The organism is Streptomyces iconiensis (assembly GCF_028657195.3).
Taxonomy (GTDB): domain Bacteria; phylum Actinomycetota; class Actinomycetes; order Streptomycetales; family Streptomycetaceae; genus Streptomyces; species Streptomyces iconiensis.
This window is the reverse complement of record NZ_JANCPR020000014.1, coordinates 143371-165571: the sequence shown is the minus strand read 5'-3', so window position 1 is coordinate 165571 and position 22201 is coordinate 143371. Positions and strand designations below refer to the sequence as shown.

General features: G+C 71.0%; 20 protein-coding genes. 11 read left to right on the top strand and 9 right to left on the bottom strand.

What is annotated here, in order from left to right:
- Positions 1-34: 34 nt before the first annotated feature.
- From NMN56_RS16550 to NMN56_RS16540, 4 genes are all read left to right on the top strand, one after another.
- Positions 35-856 (top strand): helix-turn-helix domain-containing protein, encoded by an 822-nt coding sequence (locus NMN56_RS16550; protein WP_274039507.1) that lies wholly within the window; start codon positions 35-37, stop codon positions 854-856.
- Positions 853-1068 carry a DUF397 domain-containing protein gene (locus tag NMN56_RS16545; protein ID WP_274039508.1) on the top strand — a complete coding sequence of 72 codons (216 nt, stop codon included), beginning with the start codon at positions 853-855 and terminating at the stop codon, positions 1066-1068. Before NMN56_RS16550 ends, NMN56_RS16545 begins: the two co-directional genes overlap by 4 nt.
- Before the next feature lie 123 nt (positions 1069-1191).
- Entirely contained in the window at positions 1192-1350 is a 159-nt protein-coding gene (locus NMN56_RS43515; RefSeq protein WP_488199812.1) for a Scr1 family TA system antitoxin-like transcriptional regulator, read from the top strand.
- Positions 1347-1562: a DUF397 domain-containing protein gene (locus NMN56_RS16540; protein ID WP_274039510.1), complete on the top strand. Its 216-nt coding sequence runs from the start codon at positions 1347-1349 to the stop codon at positions 1560-1562. The genes NMN56_RS43515 and NMN56_RS16540 overlap by 4 nt, the downstream gene beginning before the upstream one ends.
- A 78-nt stretch (positions 1563-1640) precedes the next feature.
- Here NMN56_RS16540 and NMN56_RS16535 read toward each other — a convergent pair whose 3' ends face one another.
- The 4 genes from NMN56_RS16535 to NMN56_RS16520 form a co-directional block, all read right to left on the bottom strand.
- Entirely contained in the window at positions 1641-2846 is a 1206-nt protein-coding gene (locus NMN56_RS16535; RefSeq protein ID WP_274039511.1) for an MFS transporter, read from the bottom strand.
- A 540-nt stretch (positions 2847-3386) separates the two neighbouring features.
- Entirely contained in the window at positions 3387-4310 is a 924-nt protein-coding gene (locus tag NMN56_RS16530; RefSeq protein WP_430542603.1) for an endonuclease/exonuclease/phosphatase family protein, read from the bottom strand.
- Between the two features lie 398 nt (positions 4311-4708).
- Complete coding sequence (locus NMN56_RS16525) at positions 4709-5305, bottom strand: TetR/AcrR family transcriptional regulator (RefSeq protein WP_274039513.1); 597 nt, start codon at positions 5303-5305, stop codon at positions 4709-4711.
- Complete coding sequence (locus NMN56_RS16520; protein ID WP_274039959.1) at positions 5302-6888, bottom strand: MFS transporter; 1587 nt, start codon at positions 6886-6888, stop codon at positions 5302-5304. Before NMN56_RS16520 ends, NMN56_RS16525 begins: the two co-directional genes overlap by 4 nt.
- A 292-nt stretch (positions 6889-7180) precedes the next feature.
- Here NMN56_RS16520 and panB point away from each other — a divergent pair, with 292 nt between their 5' ends.
- From panB to NMN56_RS16505, 3 genes are all read left to right on the top strand, one after another.
- Positions 7181-8050 (top strand): 3-methyl-2-oxobutanoate hydroxymethyltransferase, encoded by an 870-nt coding sequence (gene panB, locus NMN56_RS16515; protein WP_274039514.1) that lies wholly within the window; start codon positions 7181-7183, stop codon positions 8048-8050.
- A 293-nt stretch (positions 8051-8343) separates the two neighbouring features.
- Entirely contained in the window at positions 8344-9345 is a 1002-nt protein-coding gene (locus NMN56_RS16510; protein WP_274039515.1) for an ATP-binding cassette domain-containing protein, read from the top strand.
- Positions 9342-10223: an ABC transporter permease gene (locus tag NMN56_RS16505; RefSeq protein ID WP_274039516.1), complete on the top strand. Its 882-nt coding sequence runs from the start codon at positions 9342-9344 to the stop codon at positions 10221-10223. The genes NMN56_RS16510 and NMN56_RS16505 overlap by 4 nt, the downstream gene beginning before the upstream one ends.
- Before the next feature lie 275 nt (positions 10224-10498).
- Here NMN56_RS16505 and NMN56_RS16500 read toward each other — a convergent pair whose 3' ends face one another.
- On the bottom strand, positions 10499-14434 hold the full coding sequence (locus NMN56_RS16500) for an AfsR/SARP family transcriptional regulator (protein WP_274039517.1): 3936 nt from the start codon (positions 14432-14434) through the stop codon (positions 10499-10501).
- Positions 14398-15321, bottom strand: a complete 924-nt coding sequence (locus tag NMN56_RS16495) for a LysR family transcriptional regulator (RefSeq protein ID WP_274039518.1) — start codon at positions 15319-15321, stop codon at positions 14398-14400. Before NMN56_RS16495 ends, NMN56_RS16500 begins: the two co-directional genes overlap by 37 nt.
- Before the next feature lie 142 nt (positions 15322-15463).
- Here NMN56_RS16495 and NMN56_RS16490 point away from each other — a divergent pair, with 142 nt between their 5' ends.
- On the top strand, positions 15464-16429 hold the full coding sequence (locus tag NMN56_RS16490) for an EamA family transporter (protein WP_274039960.1): 966 nt from the start codon (positions 15464-15466) through the stop codon (positions 16427-16429).
- Between the two features lie 2 nt (positions 16430-16431).
- Here the strand turns inward: NMN56_RS16490 and NMN56_RS16485 are convergent, their stop codons facing one another.
- Together NMN56_RS16485 and NMN56_RS16480 are read right to left on the bottom strand one after the other, a co-directional pair.
- The gene (locus NMN56_RS16485; protein WP_274039519.1) at positions 16432-16659 is read right to left on the bottom strand and encodes a DUF397 domain-containing protein; all 228 of its coding nucleotides are present in this window, start codon (positions 16657-16659) and stop codon (positions 16432-16434) included.
- Positions 16656-17522, bottom strand: coding sequence for a helix-turn-helix domain-containing protein (locus tag NMN56_RS16480; RefSeq protein WP_274039520.1), 867 nt, complete (start codon positions 17520-17522; stop codon positions 16656-16658). The genes NMN56_RS16485 and NMN56_RS16480 overlap by 4 nt, the downstream gene beginning before the upstream one ends.
- Before the next feature lie 191 nt (positions 17523-17713).
- On the opposite strand from NMN56_RS16480, the gene NMN56_RS16475 reads away from it, so the two are divergent.
- Positions 17714-18298 (top strand): ATP-binding protein, encoded by a 585-nt coding sequence (locus tag NMN56_RS16475; protein ID WP_274039521.1) that lies wholly within the window; start codon positions 17714-17716, stop codon positions 18296-18298.
- The gene (locus NMN56_RS16470) at positions 18295-19245 is read left to right on the top strand and encodes an MvdC/MvdD family ATP grasp protein (protein ID WP_274039523.1); all 951 of its coding nucleotides are present in this window, start codon (positions 18295-18297) and stop codon (positions 19243-19245) included. The genes NMN56_RS16475 and NMN56_RS16470 overlap by 4 nt, the downstream gene beginning before the upstream one ends.
- Positions 19246-19259: 14 nt before the next feature.
- Here NMN56_RS16470 and NMN56_RS16465 read toward each other — a convergent pair whose 3' ends face one another.
- Entirely contained in the window at positions 19260-20219 is a 960-nt protein-coding gene (locus tag NMN56_RS16465) for an Lrp/AsnC family transcriptional regulator (RefSeq protein WP_274039524.1), read from the bottom strand.
- Positions 20220-20336: 117 nt separating this feature from the next.
- On the opposite strand from NMN56_RS16465, the gene NMN56_RS16460 reads away from it, so the two are divergent.
- A complete protein-coding gene (locus NMN56_RS16460) occupies positions 20337-21941 on the top strand; it encodes an MFS transporter (protein ID WP_274039525.1) in 1605 nt (534 codons plus the stop codon).
- Positions 21942-22201: the final 260 nt, after the last annotated feature.

The following is a 22201-nucleotide window of genomic DNA, read 5'->3' as shown; positions in this document are numbered from 1 at the left end:
GAACCCAACGGTCCGACAGCGGAGGCTGGGCCGCATGCTCCGTGACCTCCGGAGGGGAGCGGACATGACGCTCGCTCAGGCTGCTGAGGCCCTGGAGTGCGCGGAGTCCAAGATGTCCCGCATCGAGGCGGCGCACTCCGGTATCCGTTCGCTGGACCTCCGAGTGTTGCTCGACGCATACGGCATTGATGACCAAGGACTCCGGGCGCGCCTGAGCGAACTCGCTCGGCATGGCCGGGAACGAGGGTGGTGGTCGCAGTATGAGGGCGCGCTCAGGCCCGCTTACGCTGACTACATCGCTCTGGAGTGGGACGCTTCGGACATCTACGTCGTGGAAACCGCCCTTGTTCCCGGACTGCTCCAGACCCCTGCCTACGCGGAAGCGGTCGTGAGGATGCAAGCCCCGGACCAGACCGACGACGAGGTGCAGGCCCAGGTCAAAGTCCGGGGCCAGCGTCGGCAGGTCTTCGCCAGGAGTGCGCCGCTGCGGCTCTGGGTCATCCTCACCGAGTCGACCCTCAACCACCGGGTCGGCGGTGCGGAGATCATGAGGGAGCAGTGGGAGAACCTGATCCCACTGGCGCAGCAGACCAACGTGCAGGTTCAGGTACTGCCCGCCGAATCACCGCTCAACGCTGCCCTCCACGGCCCGTTCGGCATCCTCGCCTTCCCGGAGCCCGCGGAGACGGATGTCGTGTACGCGGACAACCTGCTGAGCACCATCTACTACGAGGAGCCGGAACAGGTGGCGTTCTATACGACCCTGTACCGTCGCCTCAACTCGGAGGCGCTCTCAGCCGATGAATCCCTGGCCCGTATCCGCCGAGCCGTCGAAGAAATGGAAGAGACACCGTGAACACGTATATCCCTGACTCGTCCGCAACCGGATTCAGCTGGTTCAAGTCTTCTTACTCCAGCAGCGGAAATCAGTGCGTCGAATCAGCGAAGGTTCCCGGAATGGTCCCCGTGCGTGACAGCAAATCCCCGCACGGCCCCGCCCTTGCCTTCTCACCGGACACATGGTCGCTCTTCGTCCGGAGCATAAAAGAAGGCGAATTCGGTATCTGAGCAGATTACAGAAGAGCCCCCCTGCCCCGGCGAGAGCTGCCGCGACAGGGGCGCTTGCGTACCGCGAATCGTTCGGTGACGGCGGCCGGTTCGTCCGCGAAGGAGACGATCCGCAGGACTGCGATGACGGGCCGCCGCCACCGAAGGCATCAAACTCTCTACGTCGAAGACCGTGAACACGTGGAAGTGTATGGGCAGGCATTCGAACGGCTACGGGCTGCGGCCCTGTCGTTCGAGGGCTCCCTTGCCCGCATCGCCCAGTTGAAGGAACGGACTCCATGAGCACCCGTATCTCAAACTCCACCGCTCTCAACGCCCAATGGACGAAGTCCAGTTACAGCGCCGCGCAGAGCGACTGCGTGGAGATCGCGTCCCTCGACGCGCAATGCGCCGTGCGCGACTCCAAGAACCCCAACGGGCCCGCGCTGGTCTTCAGCCGCGAGGGTTTCCACATGTTCGTCACCGCCGTCAAGCAGGGTGGCGCGCAGAGCTGACAGCCCCGTCGCAGAGAGCGCCCCGCAGATGGTCGGAACCATCTGCGGGGCGCTCTCGTGGGGTGGGCCCGGTAGGGCCTACCGGTGCGTCAACGCTTCGGCGGCGTCGGGGACGGCTTCGCCGCGTGCCACCACCCGGGAGTCCCGGCGGGCGAGGGAGCCCGCGACCAGGGCGATGCCCAGGCCGGCCAGGGCGAGTACGGCGCCGACGAAAGTCGGTGAGGTCCAGCCCCAGCCCGCCGCGATGACGATGCCGCCGAGCCAGGCCCCGCCCGCGTTGGCCATGTTGAACGCGGAGTGGTTGGAGGCCGAGGCCAGCGTCGGTGCGTCGGAGGCGGCCCGCATCACCAGCATCTGCACGGGTGTGGTGATCAGGAAGCCGACGGCGCCGATGAGTCCGACCAGCACGAGCGCGGCCCAGGGCACGGGCGCCGCGAAGTGGAAGAGGACCAGCAGCACGGCGAGGGAGCCGAGCGCCGCGTAGAGCGTGCGGCGTGGGGCGCGGTCGGTGAGCGGGCCGGCGGCGAACGTACCCAGGGTCATGCCGATGCCGAAGAGCGCGAGCACCCAGGTCACGGAGGAGTCGGCGAAGCCGGTGACCTCCGTCATGATCTTGGTGAGATAGCTGTAGACGGCGAAGACACCGCCGAAGCCGAAGACGGCGGTGAGCAGCCCGAGCACGACCTGCCGGTTGCCGAGCGCGCGGATCTCATGGCGTACGCCGCCCTGGTGTTCCAGGGGCAGCTTGGGGACGAGCGCGGCGAGCGCGAGCATCGCCGCCAGACCGATCGCGGTGACGACCACGAACGTGGCACGCCAGCCGAGGTGCTGGCCCAGCGCCGTGCCGCCGGGGACTCCGACGATGTTCGCGACGGTCAGCCCGAGGAACATGGTCGCCACGGCGCGCGCCGCGCGGCCCTCCCGCACGAGGCGGGCCGCGACCACGGCGCCGACGCCGAAGAACGCGCCGTGCGGCAGGCCGGCGAGCACGCGCCCCGCGAGGAGCGTGCCGAAGCCGGGCGCGAGCGCGGAGGCGAGGTTGCCGACGGTGAAGAGCCCCATCAGGAGCAGCAGCATCCGCTTACGGGGCACGCGGGCGCCGACGGCGGTGAGCAGGGGTGCGCCGATGACGACACCGAGGGCATAGGCCGAGACGAGGTAACCGGCGGTCGGCACTGACGTGCCCAGATCGTCGGCGACGTTCGGCAGCAGGCCCATCATCACGAACTCGGTGGTGCCGATACCGAAGGCGCCCACGGCGAGAGCGAGCAGAGCCAGTGGCATGCGAGGTGAACCTTTCGGGCTTACAGAGCGGGTGGCCGCACGGGAGCGGGTCGCCGCACGGAGCGGTTGCCGCACGGAGCGGTTGCCGCACGGCCGCGCGCCGACCGCCGCTGAGGGACGACCCACCCGTGCACCGCCGTGGCGCACACGGCCCCGCGCACGTCGTACGGTGCGCGGGCGCACGGCACGGGCACGGGGCACCGGAGGCGCGGGGTCAGGGCAGGTCAGGGCGGCGGTACGGCGGAGCGGGAAAAGGGACAGGGCGTCATTGCCCTATGTTCGTCCGGAGAACAAAGCCTCCCAGCAGGATGTTCCCGGCGCAAAGCACGGACTTACGGCACCGGGGCGCAGCCCTCATGCGGGCATGCCCGACTGTGCCGGTATGTCCCGTTACACCCGTACACCTCGCCACCCGCTGAACCAGGCCGGGGCCTCCGGGCCCGGAGCCAGGTGCCCGGCCCCGACGGGCCCAGCGGCCCGGCTCAGGGACCCCAGCTCGGGAGCCCCGGCCCAGGCCCGACCCGGAAGTCCGGGAACTCCTCAGTCGGTCAGGTTCAGCTTTGCCCCGACCGGCAGGTGGTCGCTGCCGGTGGAGGGGAGAGTCCAGGCGGAGACGGGGTCGGCACCCTTGACCATGATCTGGTCGATACGGGCCATCGGGGACGAGGCGGGCCAGGTGAAGCCGAACCCGTTGCCCGCCGCACCCTGGGCCGAGCGCATCTGGGAGGTGATGGGGGCGAGCGCGCGGTCGTTCATGGTGCCGTTGAGGTCGCCGAGGAGGACGACCTTGTCGGCCTTCTCGTCCGCGATGGCCTCACCGAGCGCGTTGGCGCTGCCGTCGCGCTGGCCCGCCGTGAAGCCCGCCCTGAACTGGACGCGTACGGACGGCAGATGCGCGGCGTAGACGGCGACCTCGCCCTTGGGTGTCTCGACGGTGGCCCGCATGGCGCGCGGCCAGCCCATCTTGATGTCGACGGGCCTGATGTCCTTCATCGGGTACTTGCTCCACAGCCCGACGGTGCCGGTGAGCTTGTGGTACGGGTGCGAGCGGTCGAGGCCCCGCTTGTACGCGGGCCCGGACCGGCCCGTGACCTCTTCCAGCGCGATGATGTCGGCTCCCGAGTCGACGAGCGCCCGCGCCGTGCCCTCGGGGTCGGTGTTCCCCGCGTTGACGTTGTGGGTGACGACGGTGAGGTCGCCGCCCGTACCCGTCTTGTCGCTGATGAGCCCGCCGAAGAGATTCACCCAGACCAGGGTGGGCAGCAGCAGCGCGATGAGGGCCGTCGCCGAGCGGCGGAGCACCGCCAGCACCAGCAGCGGGACGATCAGCACCCCGCCCCAGGGCAGGAAGGTCTCCCAGAGCGAGCCGAGGTTGCCGATGGAGTTGGGGATCTCCGAGTGCAGGTAGAAGGCGAGGGTCAGGACGATCGCCAGGGTGGTCAGCAGCCAGCCGCGCCGCCACATGCCCTCGCCGCCCCAGCGCCCGAAGGCCCGGCGTGCGCGGCTGCCGGAGTGTCCCGACCTGTACCGCCGGCCGTCGCCACCGTCCACCCCGTGCGTGGCCTCCGCCGTGTGCGCGCGCGCCATCCGCCGTCCTCACTTGCCTGGTTTGATGCCCGATGAACGATAGGCGATACCGGTTCTCATCTTGTTGAACCGTGGAGCCCCACCTGCCGGTTTCGACGGGGTTGACCGCCGTCCGACCGGCTCGCCTGGATCGTACGAGTGCGAACCCGTACGGGATGTGGGACGTATGCGCGGGGTCGCCGGGTTCCGGCACCCGGCGGATCGTTCGCCCCTGTGACAGAACGCGCACATCACCCCGGAGCGGTCGCACCACGGGCGGGCACGGGAGCGGTGCGTCAGGTGCCGCGTACACCTTCCAGTACCGCGTCCACGATGCATACGGGCAGGTCCTCGGGCAGTTCGTCCCAGGCGCGCAGTGCGACGCGGCTCAGCATCGGTCCCGCGAAGAGGTCGGCGAGCACGGGTACCGGGATGTCGTCGCGGAGTTCACCGCGCTCGACACCGCGCCGCACCACGTCGTGCAGCAGTTCGCGGCGGCGGGCGATCACCGTTTCGTGGTACGTCTTCCACAGTTCCGGATGGCTGCTCACGTGCCCCGCCATGGTGCGCAGAAGCGTCGAGGTGCGCTTGGCGATGCCGATGCGGCGCTGCCACTCCAGGATGCCGATGAGAATCTCGCGCACGGGCCCGTCCTCCGGGCCTTCGTACGGCGGCTCCTCCAGCGTCCGCAGGACGTCCAGGAGCAGCGCGTCCTTGCCCGGCCAGCGACGATAGACGGCGGCCTTGCCCACGCCCGCCGTACGCGCGACCCGTTCGACGGAGACGGCATGGGCCGGGACGCCCTCCTCCAGCAGGCGGAGGACGGCCTCGATGATGGCACGCTCGACGGCCTCACTACGGGGGCGTCCACGCCGTGCGGGTTCCGGAGTCATCGCGGGGACTCTACGTGCCGGGCGCCCGCGTCCGGCGGCTCGGGGCTCTCCGGCCCGGAGTCCTTGACCGTCTCGGAGTCCTTCGCCGTCTCGGAGCCCTTCGCCGTCTCGGGGCGCGTTCTGCCCGGGAGCCAGAGCGCGACGACGGCGGCGCCGAGCAGCGCGACCACGGCTGCGCAGACCACCGTGACGTGCATGGCGTCGATGAACGCCGCCCTGGCGGGTGCCACGAGCGCGTGCCCTGCGGCGCCGAGCCGGTCGACGAGTGCGAGGGTGCCCTCGATGGACTCGCCCGCCGTATGGCGTGCCCCTTCGGGCAGGCCGGGTACGGTCTCCAACTCGCCCTTGACGCCCTCGCGGTAGCGCGCGGAGAGCAGGGAGCCGAGTACCGCGACCCCCAGCGCCCCGCCGACCTGCCGGAAGGTGTTGTTGACCGCCGAGCCCGAGCCCGCCTTCTCGGTGGGCAACGACTGCATGATCGAGACGGTGGCCGGGGGCATGATGTGCGCGATGGCGGCGCCGAGTACGAAGAAGACGGTCTCCAGGACCCAGATCGGCGTCGTCTCGTCGAGGAGGGCGAAGCCGAGGAAGCCGGCGGCGACGGTGAGGAGCCCCGCGGTGCAGACGGCCTTGGCGCCGAAACGCTCCACGACCAGCCGGGCACGCGGCGCGAAGATCATCTGCGCCACCGCGAGCGGCAGCATCAACAGCCCTGCCTGGAGCGGGGTGTAGCCGCGCACGCTCTGGATGTAGAAGACGGCGAAGAACGTGACGCCCGTGAGCGCGAAGAAGACGAGCGCGACGGCGGCGACGGCCGCGGAGAACTCGGGCTTCCTGAAGTAGCGCATGTCCAGGGCCGGATGGCTGGTGCGCCGCTCGTGCAGTACGAACAGGGCGAGGACGAGGAGCCCGCCGCCCACCGTGGCGAGTACCTGGGGATCGGCGAAGTCGGCGAGCTGGCCCCCTTTGATGACCCCGTAGACCAGCAGCACGAGCCCGGCGACCGAGAGCAGTACGCCCAGCGGGTCGAACCGCCCCTTGTCCGGGTCGCGCGAGTCGGGCACGAGGAGGGTCATGGCGAGGAGCGCGACGAGCACGATGGGAACGTTGACGAGGAAGACCGAGCCCCACCAGAAGTGCTGGAGGAGCAGGCCGCCGGTGATGGGCCCTATGGCGATGGCCAGCCCGACGCCGCCCGCCCAGATGCCTATGGCCTTCGGCTGTTCCTCGCGCGGGAAGACGTTCATCACGATGGCGAGCGTGGCGGGCATCACAAGGGCGCCGCCGAGGCCCATCACGGCGCGGAAGGCGATGAGTTGGCCGGGGCCGGTGGACACGGCGGCGAGCACCGAGCCCACGCCGAAGACGACCAGCCCCGCCAGCAGCACCTTCTTGCGGCCGAAGCGGTCACCCAGCAGCCCCGCGGTGAACAGGAGTCCTGCGAAGACGAGCGTGTAGGAGTTGACCGCCCACTCCAACTCGGCCTGACCTGCGCCGAGTCCGGCCGGTGCGGGTTGCGCGATGGTCTTCATCGCGACATTGAGGATGCTGTTGTCCAGAACGACGATCAGCAGGCTGAGCATCAGGACGGCCAGGATCGCCCATCGCCTTCTGTGGACGGGGCCGGGCCGGCCGTCAGGGCCGCCATCACCGTCGCCGTCGGGGCCGCCGTCGCCGCCAGGAACGGGGTCGGGGTCGGGGTCGGATATTCGCGGAGGGTTCATGGAGGGGAGGCTAGACCTATTCCGATACGGGACCGTTCCGTATCGTAAAGCTTCGGCCACCTTCCCCTCCCGTGGGAGCCGTGCCAGCATGGCCCGTGGATCCGGAGACGCCGTAAGGGCGCTTCGAGACGACAACACAGGAGTAAGAGCGATGCCGCAGACGACGCAGCATGCCCCGAAACAGGACGACCAGAATCCCCGCTCCCTCTACGGCGGCAGCCGCAACCGCCGTGTGACCGTACGCGATCTGGCACTCGCCAAAGAGCGTGGCGAGAAATGGCCCATGCTCACCGCGTACGACGCCATGACCGCCTCCGTCTTCGACGAGTCCGGCATCCCCGTGCTGCTCGTCGGCGACTCGATGGGCAACTGTCACCTCGGCTACGAGACCACCGTGCCCGTCACCATGGACGAGATCGCCATGCTCACCGCCGCCGTCGTACGGGGCAGCAGCCGCGCCCTCGTCGTCGCCGACCTGCCGTTCGGCTCGTACCAGGAGGGGCCCGTCCAGGCCCTGCGCAGCGCGACCCGGCTGGTCAAGGAGGCCGGCGCCGGTGCCGTGAAGCTGGAGGGCGGCGAGCGGTCGTCCGAGCAGATCGGACTGCTCGTACGGTCGGGGATTCCCGTGATGGCGCACATCGGGCTGACGCCCCAGTCCGTGCACGCCATGGGCTACCGCGTACAGGGGCGCGGCGAGGAGGCGGCGCAGCAGGTGCTGCGCGACGCCAAGGCCGTACAGGACGCCGGTGCCTTCGCCGTGGTGCTGGAGATGGTGCCGGCCGGCGTCGCCGCCGAGGTCACGCGGTCGTTGCAGGTGCCGACGGTGGGGATCGGCGCCGGGGCCGAGTGCGACGCTCAGGTTCTGGTGTGGACCGATATGGCGGGCCTCACACCGGGGAAGCTGCCCCGCTTCGTGAAGCGGTACGCCGAGCTGCGGGGTGCGCTCGGCGGGGCGGCTTCCGCTTTCGCGGAGGAGGTCGTGTCCGGCGCCTTCCCGCAGGGCGAGCACACCTTCGAGTAGGTCCCCTCTCCTCTGCCTGTTTCCCGCCGTTTCCCGTCCCCTTGTCGTTCCCCGCCCCCTGACGGGGGGCGGGGAGCTGCGCACCGGCCGTGGACGGTCTGCGGCATCGTCGCGGGCTGTCCGCCGGTGGCCCCGCTGTGCCCGCCCGTTCCGCCTTGCGGAACGCCCGCCCGCAGAAGGGGGCAGAGGGGTGGCGCCCGCTCGCAGAGGGGTGGGTCGGGGGTGGGCCGCGTGGGCGGGGCGTGTAGGTGAGCTGTCGGTCGTTTGTCGGTGGGGACTGGCACCTTGGAAACATGACGCGAGAGAAGACGACGAATGCGGTCGAGGTCCGCGGCCTGGTGAAGCACTTCGGGGAGACGAAGGCCGTCGACGGCATCGACCTGGATGTGCGTGAGGGCACCGTCATGGGAGTGCTGGGGCCTAACGGCGCGGGCAAAACGACTCTCGTACGGGTGCTCTCCACCTTGCTGCAGCCCGACGCGGGGACGGCCACCGTCGCCGGATACGACGTGGTGCGCCAGCCGCGGCAACTGCGCCGCACGATAGGACTCACCGGGCAGTACGCCTCGGTGGACGAGAAGCTTTCGGGCCGGGAGAACCTCTACATGATCGGGCGCCTGCTCGATCTGTCCCGTACGGCCGCACGCAAGCGGGCCGACGAGCTGCTGGAGCGGTTCTCCCTTACCGAGGCGGCCAAGCGCCCCGCGAGCAAGTACAGCGGCGGCATGCGCCGCAGGCTCGACCTGGCGGCCTCCATGATCGGCCGCCCGAAGGTGCTGTACCTGGACGAGCCGACGACGGGCCTCGACCCCCGTACCCGTAACGAGGTGTGGGACGAGGTGCAGAACATCGTGGCGGACGGCAACACCGTCCTGCTCACGACCCAGTACATGGAGGAGGCCGAGCGGCTGGCCAGCGAGCTGACGGTCATCGACCGCGGCCGGATCATCGCCGAGGGCAAGGTGCCCGAGCTGAAGGCGAAGGTCGGCGGACGCACTCTTGAGGTACGCCCGGTGGACCCGGGCGAGCTGTCGAGGATGGTCGGCGCCCTGGCGCAGGCCGGGCTCGACGGGGTCTCCGGCGCGACGGCCAGCGAGGAAGCGGGCGTGGTGACCGTGCCGATCGTCAGCGACGAGCAACTCACGGCCGTCGTCGGGCTCCTCGGCGAGCGCGGCTTCGCCATCGCCGACATAGCCACCCATCTGCCCAGCCTCGACGAGGTGTTCCTCGCCCTGACCGGCGAGAAGGCCACCCACGAGGACGAGAAGAACGAGCTTGAGGAGGTAGCGGCGTGAGCACCGCCACCGTCAAGGCGCCCCAGTCCTCCGGCACTTCGCCGGGCCCTGGCGCCGGTTCGGCGCCCGTGAAGCCGGGTGCGGACGAGGGCCGCATAGGGCTGCGGGCCAACCTGCGGCACATCAGCGCTCTCGTACGCCGCAACGCCCTTCAGATCAAGCAGGACCCCGAGTCGATGATGGACGCATTGCTGATGCCCATCATCTTCACGCTGCTGTTCGTGTTCGTCTTCGGCGGCGCCATCGGAGGCGGCTCCGGGGGCAGCAGCCGGGACCAGTACATCCAGTACCTGATCCCCGGCATGATGGGCATGATGGGCATGTCCATCGCCATGGCCGTCGGTACGGGCATCAACGAGGACTTCCGCAAGGGCGTCATGGACCGCTTCAGGTCCATGCCCATCGCACGCTCCTCGGTGCTGATAGCCAAGTCCGTGGTCGAGGTCGGCCGCATGCTGGTCGCCGTCACCGTCCTGCTGATCGTCGGCTTCGCCGTCGGTTTCGACATCCACGGGCACTGGCTCGGCATGCTGGGCGCCGTCGGGCTCACCGCGCTCTTCGGTGCCTCGCTGCTGTGGATCTTCATCCTGCTCGGTCTGACGATGAGCACGGCGCAGGCGGTCCAGGGCGTCTCCTTCCTGGTGCTGATGCCGCTCCAGTTCGGCTCGTCCATCTTCGTGCCGACCGGCACCATGCCGGGCTGGCTGAAGGCGTTCACGGACGTCAACCCGCTGACACATGTGGCGGACTCGGCCCGTGGCCTGATGCTGGGTGAGGGCGCCGTCGCCAACCCCGTGATGTGGACGGTGATCTGGTCGGTCGGCCTGACCCTGCTGACCGCGCCGGTGGCGATCTCGAAGTTCCGCAAGAAGACCTGACGGTCTTGGGGGCGCGAACGTGCGGGGTCCGGTGGGGTGTATCCCACCGGACCCTGTACGTGCCAGACCTGACGGTCTCGGGGCGCGAACGTGCCGGGTCCGGTGGGCTGTGATTCCGCCGGACCCTGCGCGTTGAGGTGCTCGCCGTCGCGGCGGGAGGCTGCGTGCCCGGCACGGCGGGAGAGTGCGTGCACGGCGCGAGGGGAGAGTGCGTGCCCGGCGGGGCGGGGCGGGGAGAAGGTGGGCCCGGGAGGGCCTGTGGCGGGGCGGGGGCGTTAGTTTTCGTGTACCAGGGTGACGGCCTCGGGGAGGGTGAGGGTGGTGCCGTGGGTGTGGGCCGTGGTGTAGGCCGCTTCGGGCAGCGCTGCCCGTACGGCCTTTTCGGCCGCCTCGCGTGCCTCGCGCTCGACGGGGTGCGGGTAGTGCCCCTCCGGCAGTTCGGTGAGCGCGTCGTACGTGCCCAGCAGCCGGGCGCCCAGCTCCGGACGGCCCAGCCGTGCGTACGCGTTCGCCGCCGTGACGAGCTGAGAGAGCGTCATCTGCGGGGCGATGGTCTCCGCGATCGCGCCGCGCGACTTGTCTATCGACACGCGCAGCAGTTCCAGGGCCCGTTGCGGGTCGCCGTCGACGCAGTAGATCCACGCGAGGATGCCCTGCATCATTCCGCCGAACACGTCCGGAGCCTGCTCCGCGAACTGCCGCGCCACAGGCTCCAGAATCTCGCGCGCCCGTGCCGTGTCCCCACGCCGCGTGAGGTGGATGCTCAGCTGTATGGCCGCGAAGTTGGGCCCCTCACCGTTTATGTGCTCGGCCGCCTCCGTCGACTCCCGTAGCAGCCTGTCGCCCTCCGCTCTCAGCTCGGGATCGTCCAGCTCCACCAGTACGGCCCCGAGCCGAGACTTCAGCAGCGGCACCTGGCTGTGCGCACCGAGCTGCTCGGCACGGGCGATGGCCGCGCGGAAGTCCTCGGCGGCGCCCGCGAAGTCGCCCCGGGCGCTGAGGGATTCGGCCCGCCCCGACAGCGCCTCGGCCTCGCCCCAGGCGTCACCCACGCGCCGGAAGATCTCCAGGCTCTCCAGCGCGTCCTCACCCGACTGCTCCCAGGTGCCGGGCCGGTCGCTCGTCAGCTTGGCACGCAGTTGGAGCGCGAAGGCCAGCTCCCATTCGTAGCCCAGCTCGCGGCAGCCGCGCACCGTCGCGTCGGTCAGTTCCTTGAGCGCTTCGTGCCGGCCGCTCATGATCCAGGCGAAGATCCACATGCAGCCCGGCAGCCGGCAGGTCTGCGGGGAGCCCGGGGTGTAGGTCTCGGAGATCGCGTACAGCTGCGCCTGCCGCTCCGGGGTCTCCAGCTCGGGAAAGCCCTCCGCGACATCGACCAGGGCCATCATCCGCACCCCGCGGCGCGCCTCCCACAGGACCTCGTCCCGCATCGGCGGCGGCGCGTCCGTGATCCGCTCGTACAGCGGCGGCGCGGGCGTGACGGGCCGCACGAACGGGTCGGGGCCGAGGTCGGACGCCACCCTCGACCAGGTGCGCGCGTCGGAACGGTGGTCACGCAGGTGCCAGAACCAGCCCATCGACAGCGTCAGGCACAGCACCTCCTGTTCGTCGGACGCGGCGGCGGCCCGGCGCAGCGCCGTACGGATGTTGTCGTGCTCGCGCTCCAGACGGTCCAGCCATACGCCCTGCTCGGGGCCGCGCAGCAACGGGTCGGCCGTACGGGCCAGTTCGCGGTACGCCACCAGATGCCGGCGCTCCGCCGCGGCCCGCTCACCGGGACCGCCAGACCCACCCGGTCCGCCCGAACCGCTTGGACCACCCGGTCCGCCTGACCCGCCTGACCCGCCGTCAACGCTGTCCAGCTTCTCCGACGCGTACTCGGCCACGGTCTCCAGCAGGCGGTACCGCATGCCGAGCGCGCCCTCCGAGGGCACCGCGATCACCAGCGACTTGTCGACAAGTGAACCCAGAAGCGCGGGCGTCTCCCCCTCCCCCGCCTCCGGGATGTCGCCGCACACCTCCTCGATCTGCTCCAGCTCGCAGCCGCCGGAGAAGACGGCCAGCCGCCGCAGCACGGCGCGCTCCGCACCGTTCAGCAGCTCCCACGACCAGTCCACGACGGCGCGCAGGGTCTGCTGGCGGGGCAGTACCGTACGGCTTCCGCTGGTCAGCAGCCGGAAACGGTCGTCGAGGCGGCACGCGAGCTGGCGCGGCGTGAGCGAACGCAGCCGTGCCGCCGCCAACTCGATCGCGAGCGGCAGCCCGTCGAGTCGCCGGCAGATCTCCGCACACGCCTCGGGAGCCTCGTCGATACGGAACCCCGGCCGTGCCGAGGCACCCCGGTCGGCCAGCAGTTGGAGCGCCACCGGGTCGGGCAGCGGCTCGACGGGCCGCACCGACTCGCCGGGCACACCCAGGGGTTCGCGGCTGGTGGCCAGCACGGTGACACCGGGGCACTCCACCAGCAGGGTCTCCACGAGCTTGGCCGCCGCGTCGATCACGTGCTCGCAGTTGTCCAGCACCAGCAGCATGCGACGGTTCGCACACCGCTCGGCCAACTGGGCAAGCGGGTCAAGGGCGTTGGGGTCGGCGGCGGCACGCAGCCCCTCGGCCGTCGACGTGCGGATGGCCGTCTCGCGCCCGCCGAGCGCGGTGAGTACGGCCTCCGCCGTGTCCTGCGGATCGCGTACGGGGGCGAGTTCGGCCACCCACACGCCGTCCGCCCACTCCGCGTGCCGCGCGGCACGGGCGCTCGCCGCCGCCTCCAGCGAGAGGCGCGTCTTGCCCGCGCCCCCTGAGCCGGTGAGGGTGACCAGCCGGGCCGTGCCCAGCTCGCGCCCGATCTCCTCGATCTCCCCCGCCCGTCCGACGAACGAGGTGAGACCGGATCGGAGATTGCCCGGCTGCGCCGTGCCCGGGCCTTGTGCCATGCCCGGGCCTTGCGTGATGCCGGGGCCCTGTCCGTTCTCGGGGCCTTGCGCCGCGCCGGGGCCTTGCCCGTTCTCGGGGCCTTGCGCCGCGCCGAGACCTTGCGCGGTGCCGGGCTCGGAGCCTGGAGCAGGGCTCGGTCCGGGGCCGGACCCCGGCTCGGGGCCAGACTCCGGCTCGGGGCCAGATTCCAGCTCGGGGTACGCCGCAGGTCTCCGTGCGGGCGCAGGGCCGGGGCCAAGGGCAGGGCCCGGCCCAGTGACCGAGGAGCCCAGTGGCGAGGGCGAGCCCGGCGCTCCTGCCCCGCGCCCCGTACGTGCCTGATCCGTACGCGCCTGATCCGTGCGGGGCGTACCGGGCGCGCGGCGGGGATCGTAGGCGCGGGGCGTACCGGACGCACGGTCGGACCCGCCCCGCCCGGCTCCGTAACCCGCTCCGGGCGCCACCCCCGGCCGCCCGGGGCCCGACCCCGGTCCCGCTGCCGACACTCCTCCCGCTCCCGGCCCCGGTTCGGTGAGCAACTCGGCGTGCAGGGCGCGTAGTTCGGGGCCCGGGTCCACGCCGAGGCGGTCGGCGAGTCTGACCCGTACGGCGTCGTAGGCGGCCAGCGCCTCCGCCGTCCGGCCCGCCTCGCGCAACGCGCGCAGACGCAGCGCCTGCAGCGGCTCGTCCAGTGGGTGGTCGGTGGCCAGCTGGCGGACGACGGGCAGCACCGCTTCCGCCTGTCCCAGCGCGAGGGACGCCTCGGCGCGGTCTCTGCGCGCGGCGAGCTGGCGGTCCTCGGCGCGCAGCGCCACGGCCCCTCCCCCGTCGGGCAGGTCGGCCAGCGCCGTACCGCGCCACAGCGCGAGCGCGTCGTCCAGCAGGGCCGCCGCCTTGCCCGCTTCCCCCTCGCCGAGCGCGGCGGCGCCCTCGGCCGCGAGGCGTTCGAAGCGGAAGAGGTCGATGTCGTCCCTGTCGGCAGCGAGCCTGTACCCGCCGCCCTCGACCGAGGCGACCGCCTCACGCCCCAGCGACCTGCGCAACCGCCCGACGAGCGCCTGGATCGCCGCCGTCTCATCGGCGGGAGGGGGCTCGCCGTCGGCCCACACCCCTGCGGCCAGCTCGCCCGTGCGCACCGCGCGACCGCCCGCCAGCGCGAGCGCGGTCAGCAGGGCACGCAGCCGCGCCCCGCCGACCGGCACCGTCGTGCCGTCCTCGCGGAGCACCTGCGTCGTCCCCAGAACGCGATAGAAGTAGCGCACCTTCACATACTGCCAGCAGGCTCTGACATCGGCGGGCACGGAGCTTCCCGCAGCGCACGCAGCGCCACCGTGATCGCGGGGCGCCGCGAGACCCCCTGGCGCCATACGGCGAAGAGCCGCCGTGTGGGCGCGGGTTCGAGCGGGCGCAGCGTCACGCCGTCGGGCAGCGTGCCCCTGCCCAGGCGCGGCAGCAGCACGATCCCGAGCCCTTTGGCCGCCAGCGCGACCTGGGTGTGGTACTCCGCGACGTAGTAGGCCACGTCCGGCTCCTGCCCCACGGCGCGCAAGGTGGTGTGCAGCCAGTCATGGCACACGGAACCCGGCGGCTGGCAGATCCACCGCGCCCCCGCCAGGTCCTCGCGTACGAGCGCCGAGCGCGCGGTGAGCGGGTGCCCTGCGGGCAGCAGTACGTCGCACACGTCGTCGCCGACGGCGAGGCGGCGTACCCCTTCGGGCGCCGGCATCGGCGCGATGTCCCAGTCGTGCGCGAGCGCGAGGTCCACCTCGCCCCTGGCCACCAGCCCGATCGACAGGTGCGGGTCCACCTCGGACATCCGCAGGTCCAGGTCCGGGTGTTCGGCGGTGAGGCGCGCGAGCACCCCGGGCATCAGGCCGCGCGCCGCACTGGGGAAGGCGGCGAGGTTCAGCCGCCCGGCCGGGCGGCCCCTGCGCTCCTCCAGCGCGACCTCGGCCTGCTCGGCGAGGCTGAGCATCTCCCCCGCAGCGCGGACCAGCAACCGGGCCGCGTCGGTGAGCGCTATGCCTCTGCCCTGGCGCTCCAGCAGCGTCGTACCCGTCTCGCGCTCCAGCTTGGAGATCTGCTGGGAGATCGCGGACGGGGTGTAGCCCAGCGCCTGTGCGGCACCGCCCACCGAACCGTGCACGCCGACCGCGTGCAGTGCGCGCATCCGCGCCAGATCGAGCATGACCCGCCCCCCGACTCCTCGCTGACTCGCTGACTCGCTGACTCGCCACCGATCGGTGATTGTTCAGCAGTGCTGAACACAACTATGCAGAAAGCCGTGCTGGTGCTGAAGAGTGGGCGCCGATGAGGATCGGGGCATGCGTATACGCCCCCTCCACTTCTGCCTCGCCGTGCTGGTCGCCGCCGTCTGGGGCGTCAACTTCGTCGTCATCGAGATCGGCCTGCGCCACTTCCCGCCCCTGCTCTTCTCCGCGCTGCGCTTCCTGGTTGCCGCCCTCCCCGCCGTCTTCTTCGTACGGCGCCCGCGCGTCGCGTTCCGCTGGATCGTTGCGGTGGGACTGACGCTGGGGGTCGCCAAGTTCGGGCTGCTGTTCATCGGGATGCAGCAGGGGATGCCGGCCGGGCTGTCCTCGCTCGTACTCCAGGTCCAGGCCGTCTTCACCGCCGTGCTCGCCGCCGTACTGCTGCGCGAACGCCTCGGCCGCACACGGCTGTTCGGCATGGCGCTCGCGCTCACCGGAATCGTCGTCGCGGCCGTTGGCCAGGGCACGGCCGGCCCGCTCGGCGCGTTCGCGCTCGTGGTCGTCGCCGCCGCGTTCTGGGGCCTGTCGAACGTACTGACCCGCAAGGCTTCCCCGCCCGACGCGCTCTCCTGGATGGTGTGGGTCAGCCTGGTCCCGCCCCTCCCCCTGATCGCGCTCTCCCTCCTGTTCGAGGGCCCCGAGGCCGACCTCGCGGCCCTGCGCTCCCTGGACCTGGGCGGCCTCGCCACGCTCTGCTACGTCGCCTGGGTCACCACCCTCTTCGGCTTCGGCGCCTGGGGCTTCCTGCTACGCCACTACGACGCCTCCTCCGTCGCCCCCTTCTCCCTCCTCGTCCCCGTCTTCGGCATGACCTCCGCAGCGCTGCTCCTCGGCGAGGGCTTCACCGCCTTGGACGGGGCCGCCGCAGCCCTGCTGATCGGCGGCGTCACCGTCATCTCCCTGGCGGGCCACCGCCGCACGCCCCTCCCGGCCCACCCGGCACCGGGCACGGCAGGTGCTCAGGACAGCGACGAGCCCCCGCCGCGCGAGGCAGCGGGGGCTCGTATGCCGTCGGCTTCTGGCTGAACTCAGGGCAGCAACAGGCTCTGCTGCCCCTGGGCGATACCGCCCGTGAACGCCCTGTAGTCGGCCTCCGAAACCACAAGCACCCTGGCCTCCGGGTCACCAACATCCACCGAGTCCCGCAACGCGACGACCCCGTCCACGAATGCGACCTCCAGGCAGTTGTCGCCCGTCCCATTACTCAGGTCACTCTTGACCCAGGTCGCGTCGGAGAGGTCCACCTTCTTGTTCATCTGGAACTTTCCTTGATCAGGTTGTGGATGTGACGCTGGGAGGCTTCCACGTCCAGTGCCTCGCCCCGGAGGTGGCTGAAGGCCGTCTCGTAACGTCCGATGTCGCTATCTTCCTCCAGGTACAAGGCCGTTGTCATCGGCTCGACCACGACGACCGGAGCCCCGGCGGGGAAGTGCAGGAGACTGAACGGACCGTCCATGCCGGCGTGTGCACCGTGCTGGAAGGGCAGCACCTGAATGACCACGTGCGGGTGCTCCTCGGTGGTGTTCAGAAGGCGCTCCAGCTGTTCCTTCATAACGTCCGTACCGCCAACTTGGCGTGCCAGAGCCGCTTCATCCAGAACACACCACAGGTGAAGCGGCTGGTCTCGGATGAGTGCCCGCTGCCGGGCCATGCGGAGTTCGACGTAGTTGTTGATCTCCCGCTTGGACTGCCACTTGCGACCGCGTTCCACGAGCGTCCTCGCGTACGCCTCGGTCTGGAGTAGCCCGGGCACCACCGCAGTGTAGATCTCGCTCTTGTGCGCCAGTTCCTCAAGGTGCAGGTACTCGGCGAACGGATCCGTCACCGTCTTCCGGTACTCGTCCAGCAAATTGGACCGCTTCCCGGAGGCCGCCATGGAGGCGAGCCCTTTGAGCTTGTCCTTACGGGCCTGGTTCTCCAGGCCGTATGCCTCGAAGAAGCCGGGCAGGCTGATCGGCGGTACCCGTTGCTTGCCGTTCTCGATCCTGCTGAGCGTCGGAGCCCCGGGCAGAGACAGCAGGTCGGCAGCGTCGGCAAGGCTCAGCCCCTTCCCGTTGCGGAGAGCCCTCAGTTCCAGGCCGAGCCTGCGTCGGTGGAGATTCGGTTGCGCGTCGGTCATGTCATCCCCTCCTCGCCCGGCAGGTTATGACTGCGGCGCTTTGCCGTATCCAAAGAATGCGTTCTTGTAACCCTTTTGAGGGGCATTCATTGCGGACAACATTGTGAAACCGGAATATGAGGCGTGCCGGCGGGGCCGCCAACTCGCGGGGCCCACACGCTCGTTCGTCGCCCGAGACCGGAGGCGCCACAATGCGCATCACGCAAGCACAGGAGCTGAGGCTCAGCCTCGACGCCGTTCCCCTGGAGATCCGCAAGGCCCGTAGAACGGTCCAGGCGCAGTTGAGTTCGTGGGGCTGCGAGTCCGTCGCGGACGCGGCGGTGCTGGTTGTCGGTGAGTTGCTGAGCAATGTGCACAAGCATGCGGAAGGGCGCTGTGAAGTGCGGGTGCTGGTCACGAACAGTGGGCTGTTCATCGGCGTCAGCGACACGGTGATGACGCTGCCCCGGGTCGTGATCGCGTCCGACGCGGCGGAGGACGGGCGGGGCATGCAGCTCGTCAGTGCCCTCACCGAGCACTGGCAGTCGGTCATCACCGACTGCGGCAAGGAGGTCAGGTGCTGGATGCGGGTCCCGGGTGCGGGCTCGGGGCCCGGACGCCAACGGCCCGCCCCTTACGCCGGGTTCGCCGGCCGGCGTGCTGCCGTCCTGGAGCCGGCCGTCCCGCTACCGCTCAGGGCGCCGGCTCGCGCATCCGGAAAGCCAGGCAGCAGGCGACCGTACGCACTCGCCGGTACGGACTTTCGGCCGACCGCTCTTGCCGGAGCCGTCGAATGAGCACCGTACTCGTCGTGGACGGGCCCGCCGACAGGGAAACGGCCCTCTTGGTGGAGGGACTGACCGAGGCCGGGGTACATGCCGTCCGCCTGGACACGGCGGACTTCCCGAGCGAGGTGGAACTGCGGGCCACGCACGGGGAAGGTGCCTGGACAGGGACGTTGACCACACGGGAGGGCGGCGTCGAGCTGTCGGAGATCGCGGCGGTGTACTGGAACCGCCCGGGGCTCTTCACGTTTCCTGAACTGTCCGAGCCGGATGCAGCCTGGGCATGCGAGGCCGCACGTATCGGATTCGGCGGGGTACTCAGCGGTCTTCACACGCGCTGGATGAACCACCCGGGCCGGGCCTCGGCCGCGGAGTTCATGCCTCAGCAGATGCTGGCGGCGCGCTCCGCCGGGCTCGACACCCCTCGGACACTGATCACCAACTCCGCGGAAGAAGTCGCCCGCTTCGCAGGCAGCATCCGTGGGCCGCTGCTCACCAAGCCACTCGGTTCACGCCACCTGCAGCACACCGGCGGTACGGAAACGGTGCGCACGCGCGTCGTGGACCTCGACGATCTGAAAGGGGTGGAGCTGACCGCGCACCTCTTCCAGGAACAGGTGGTCAAGGACTACGAGGCGCACCTCGTCTGCGTCGGCGGGGCCTGCCACGCGGCGCGTATCGACACATGCGGGCTTCCCCCTCGGCTCGACCGGCGGTCCGGGGCCGACGACCTGGATGCCACCCCTGTCGAGACACCCGCGCATGTGGCCGCAGCGGTGCGGTCCTTCACGGCGGCGCTGGGGTTGTCGTACGCGTCCTTGGACTTCGCCGTCAGGCCCGATGGAACGTGGACGTTCCTGAACTCCCGCTCTTCGGGCCCGTGGGAGTGCCCGCGCCCCCTCACGGGCGCGGTGGTGCGGGAGTTCGTGCGCACGCTGGCTGGGTGGTGCGGACGGTGACCGCGCCCGCGCCGTCAAGGGAGGGCGGGGGCGAGGCGTTTGACCTCTTGGAGGGTGGGGGCCGTCTCGATGGTCTGGATGCCGGGGAGGGGGCCGATGTGCTGGTCGATGTAGTCGTACAGGTCTGCGGGGGTGCGGAAGATCCCGCTCGCGACGAGGTTGGAGGTGCCGGTGACGGCGGCGGCGAAGGCGATCGCGGGGTGGGTGGCGAGGGTTTCGCCGACGGTGCGCAGGTGGGCGGGAGCCACGTTGAGCCAGAGCTGGGTGGGCATGTGGTAGCCGAGGAGCTGGGGGTCGAAGTCGACGGAGATGCCGAGGGCGCCCTCGGTGCGCAGGCGGTCCAGATGGCGCTGGACGCTGGAGGGTGAGCGGCGGGTGGCCGCACTCAGTTCCGGCAGGGTGGCGCGGCCGTCGCGGGCCAGTTCGGTGAACAGGGTGCGGTCGGTGGCGTCCAGCGTGAGCGGCGCCGTGGCAGGGGTGCCGGAATCCGCCGCGGGGACGGGCGGTACGGGCCCGAAACGGGTGGCGTGCCATGTGCTGGCCTCCCCCGCGAACATCCGCAGCATGCAGTGGGCGCTGACCGAGAGCACATGCGGGGTACGGGGGAGTTTCCGCAGCAGCAGCGCGTTGCGTTCGTCGGCGCTACGGGTGTTGACAGCGCAGCACAGTTCGGTGCCGCCGGAGGCGAGGGTGACCCAACTCGTGTCGGCGCGACGGGCCAGGGCCTCGGCGATCGCACCCGCGGCGTCGGGCGTGCAGCGCAGCCGCAGCAGCCAGCGGACCAGGCCCAGGCGGGCGGCGACCGGCTGGCCGACGATGCGCAGGCCCCGGCCGCACAGGCGCTGGTAGCGACGCGCGACGGTGCGCTCGGAGACCTCCAGCCTGCGGGCGATCCGGCTGAAGGGAGCGCGGCCGTCGAGCTGGAGAGCCTCCAGCAGCCGCTGATCGACAACGTCCAGGGAGTCGGAATCCACCGCTGCACCTCGTTCCCGCGCCGGAATCTGCCATGGGTCAGGGTATGGCTTGGGGCGGCGCCGACGGCCCGCTGAAGGTGTGCGGGACCTGTCCGCCTCACCTCTGGAGAGCCCCGCATGCGTATCTGGGGACCACTTGCCGCCATCTGTCTGGGCACCTTCATGCTGCTCGTCGACGTCACGATCGTGGTGGTCGCGCTGCCGTCCATGTCCGAGTCCCTGGGCTCGTCGCTGTCCCAGTTGCAGTGGGTCGCCGACGGTTACGCGCTCGCGGTCGCCGCCGCTCTGCTGGGCGCCGGAATGCTCGCCGACCTGCACGGGCGGCGCCGGGTCTACGTGGCGGGGCTGATCGTGTTCGCGCTGGCCTCGGTCGCGTGCGCGCTGGCGCCCGGCATGGGGTGGCTGATCGCCGCCCGGCTGGTGCAAGGCGTGGGCGCGGCAGCGATGTTCACGACCACCCTGTCGCTCATCAGCACCCTCTACTCGGGCCGGCGCCTCGGCCTGGCCTTCGGCGTGTGGGCCGCGGTCGCCTCAAGCGCCGCTTCCCTGGGCCCGGTTCTGGGCGGACTGCTCACGCAGGCACTGGACTGGCGGTGGATCTTCTACGTCAACGTGCCTTTCACCGCCCTCGCGTTGGCGATGACGTTCCGCTTCATCCCCCGTTCCGCGCCCGTACGGCAAACGGCCCGGCGTCTTGACGTGCCCGGCGTGGCACTGTTCGCGCTCGGCGCCGGCGGGCTCGTCTACACGCTCACCGCCTCGCACAGCCATGGCTGGGCAGCGGCGCCGACGCTGGTTCCGCTGGCCCTGGCGCTGGTCGCGCTGGCGGTCTTCGTCGTCGTGCAGCGGCGGACCGCGCATCCGCTGCTGGACCTGTCCCTGTTCCGGCGCCCCGCGTTCAGCGCGGCGATGCTCACCATCGCGCTGGGCGAGGCCGCCGTGTACGGGGTCCTGCCCTACACCTCGCTCTGGCTCCAGTCCGTCCAGGGCCTCTCCCCCGTCGGCACCGGACTGGTCGTACTGCCGCACGCGCTGGCCGCCGCGCTGGTCGCGGTGGTGAGCGGACGGTGGATGCCCAGGCCCTCACCCCGCCTCGGCGCCACCCTCGGCCTGACGCTGGCCGGACTCGGGATGGGCCTCGAAGGGTTCCTCGGCCCGGACTCCGGCTGGCCCGCACTGGTCGGCGGACTCGCGCTGAGCGGGGTCGGCATGGGCCTGATCTTCCAGGTGGCCGCGGCGCTCGCCCTCGGCTCGGTGCCGCCCGAGCGCGCCGGGATGGCCGGCGGCGCCTACAGCACCTTCGAACAGCTCGGCTACGCCTTCGGCGTCGCGGCCTTCGGCACACTCGCCGTCACCACCATGAGCCGCTGCCTGAACGGTACGGTCACCGCCCCGCACGAGGCGGCGCAGACCCTGTCGGGCGGCGGCGCCGACACCCTGCTCGCCGCCGCCCCCGCCAGTCGGCGCGACGCCCTCGACCACACCCTGCACGCCGTGTTCGCCTCGGCCCACAACACCCTCGCCCTCACCGCCGCGGCACTGTGCCTGTCCGGCGCAGCCTTCACCCTCTGGCTGACCCGCAGCCGGGTGCGCTCGCGCGCGGCGGTACGGGACGCGGTCCCGGTACGAGATGCGGACGCGGTACGGGACACGGACGCGGTACGGGACACGCCGGGGGCGCCGGGCCCCGCGGGTCGGGGGACCCCTGAGTACGAGGGGTGAGCGTGCGGCCTGGACCCGGGGGTCCGGCGGGCCCCTTGGATGCCGTACGGCCTCACTCCGTACGGGCCCCGGGGGCGGCCTGACCGGGATGCAGGGGGCGGCTGCACCCCGTACGGGATCCAAGAGGCGACCCCACCGGGATCCAGGGGCGGCTGCACCCCGTACGGGGGGACGGGCGCCGCGCCGTTACCGGGCGGGAGGGGCGCGAACGGGCATGGAGCGGTCACTCGGCACCAAGAGCTGAGAGACCTGGCGAAAAG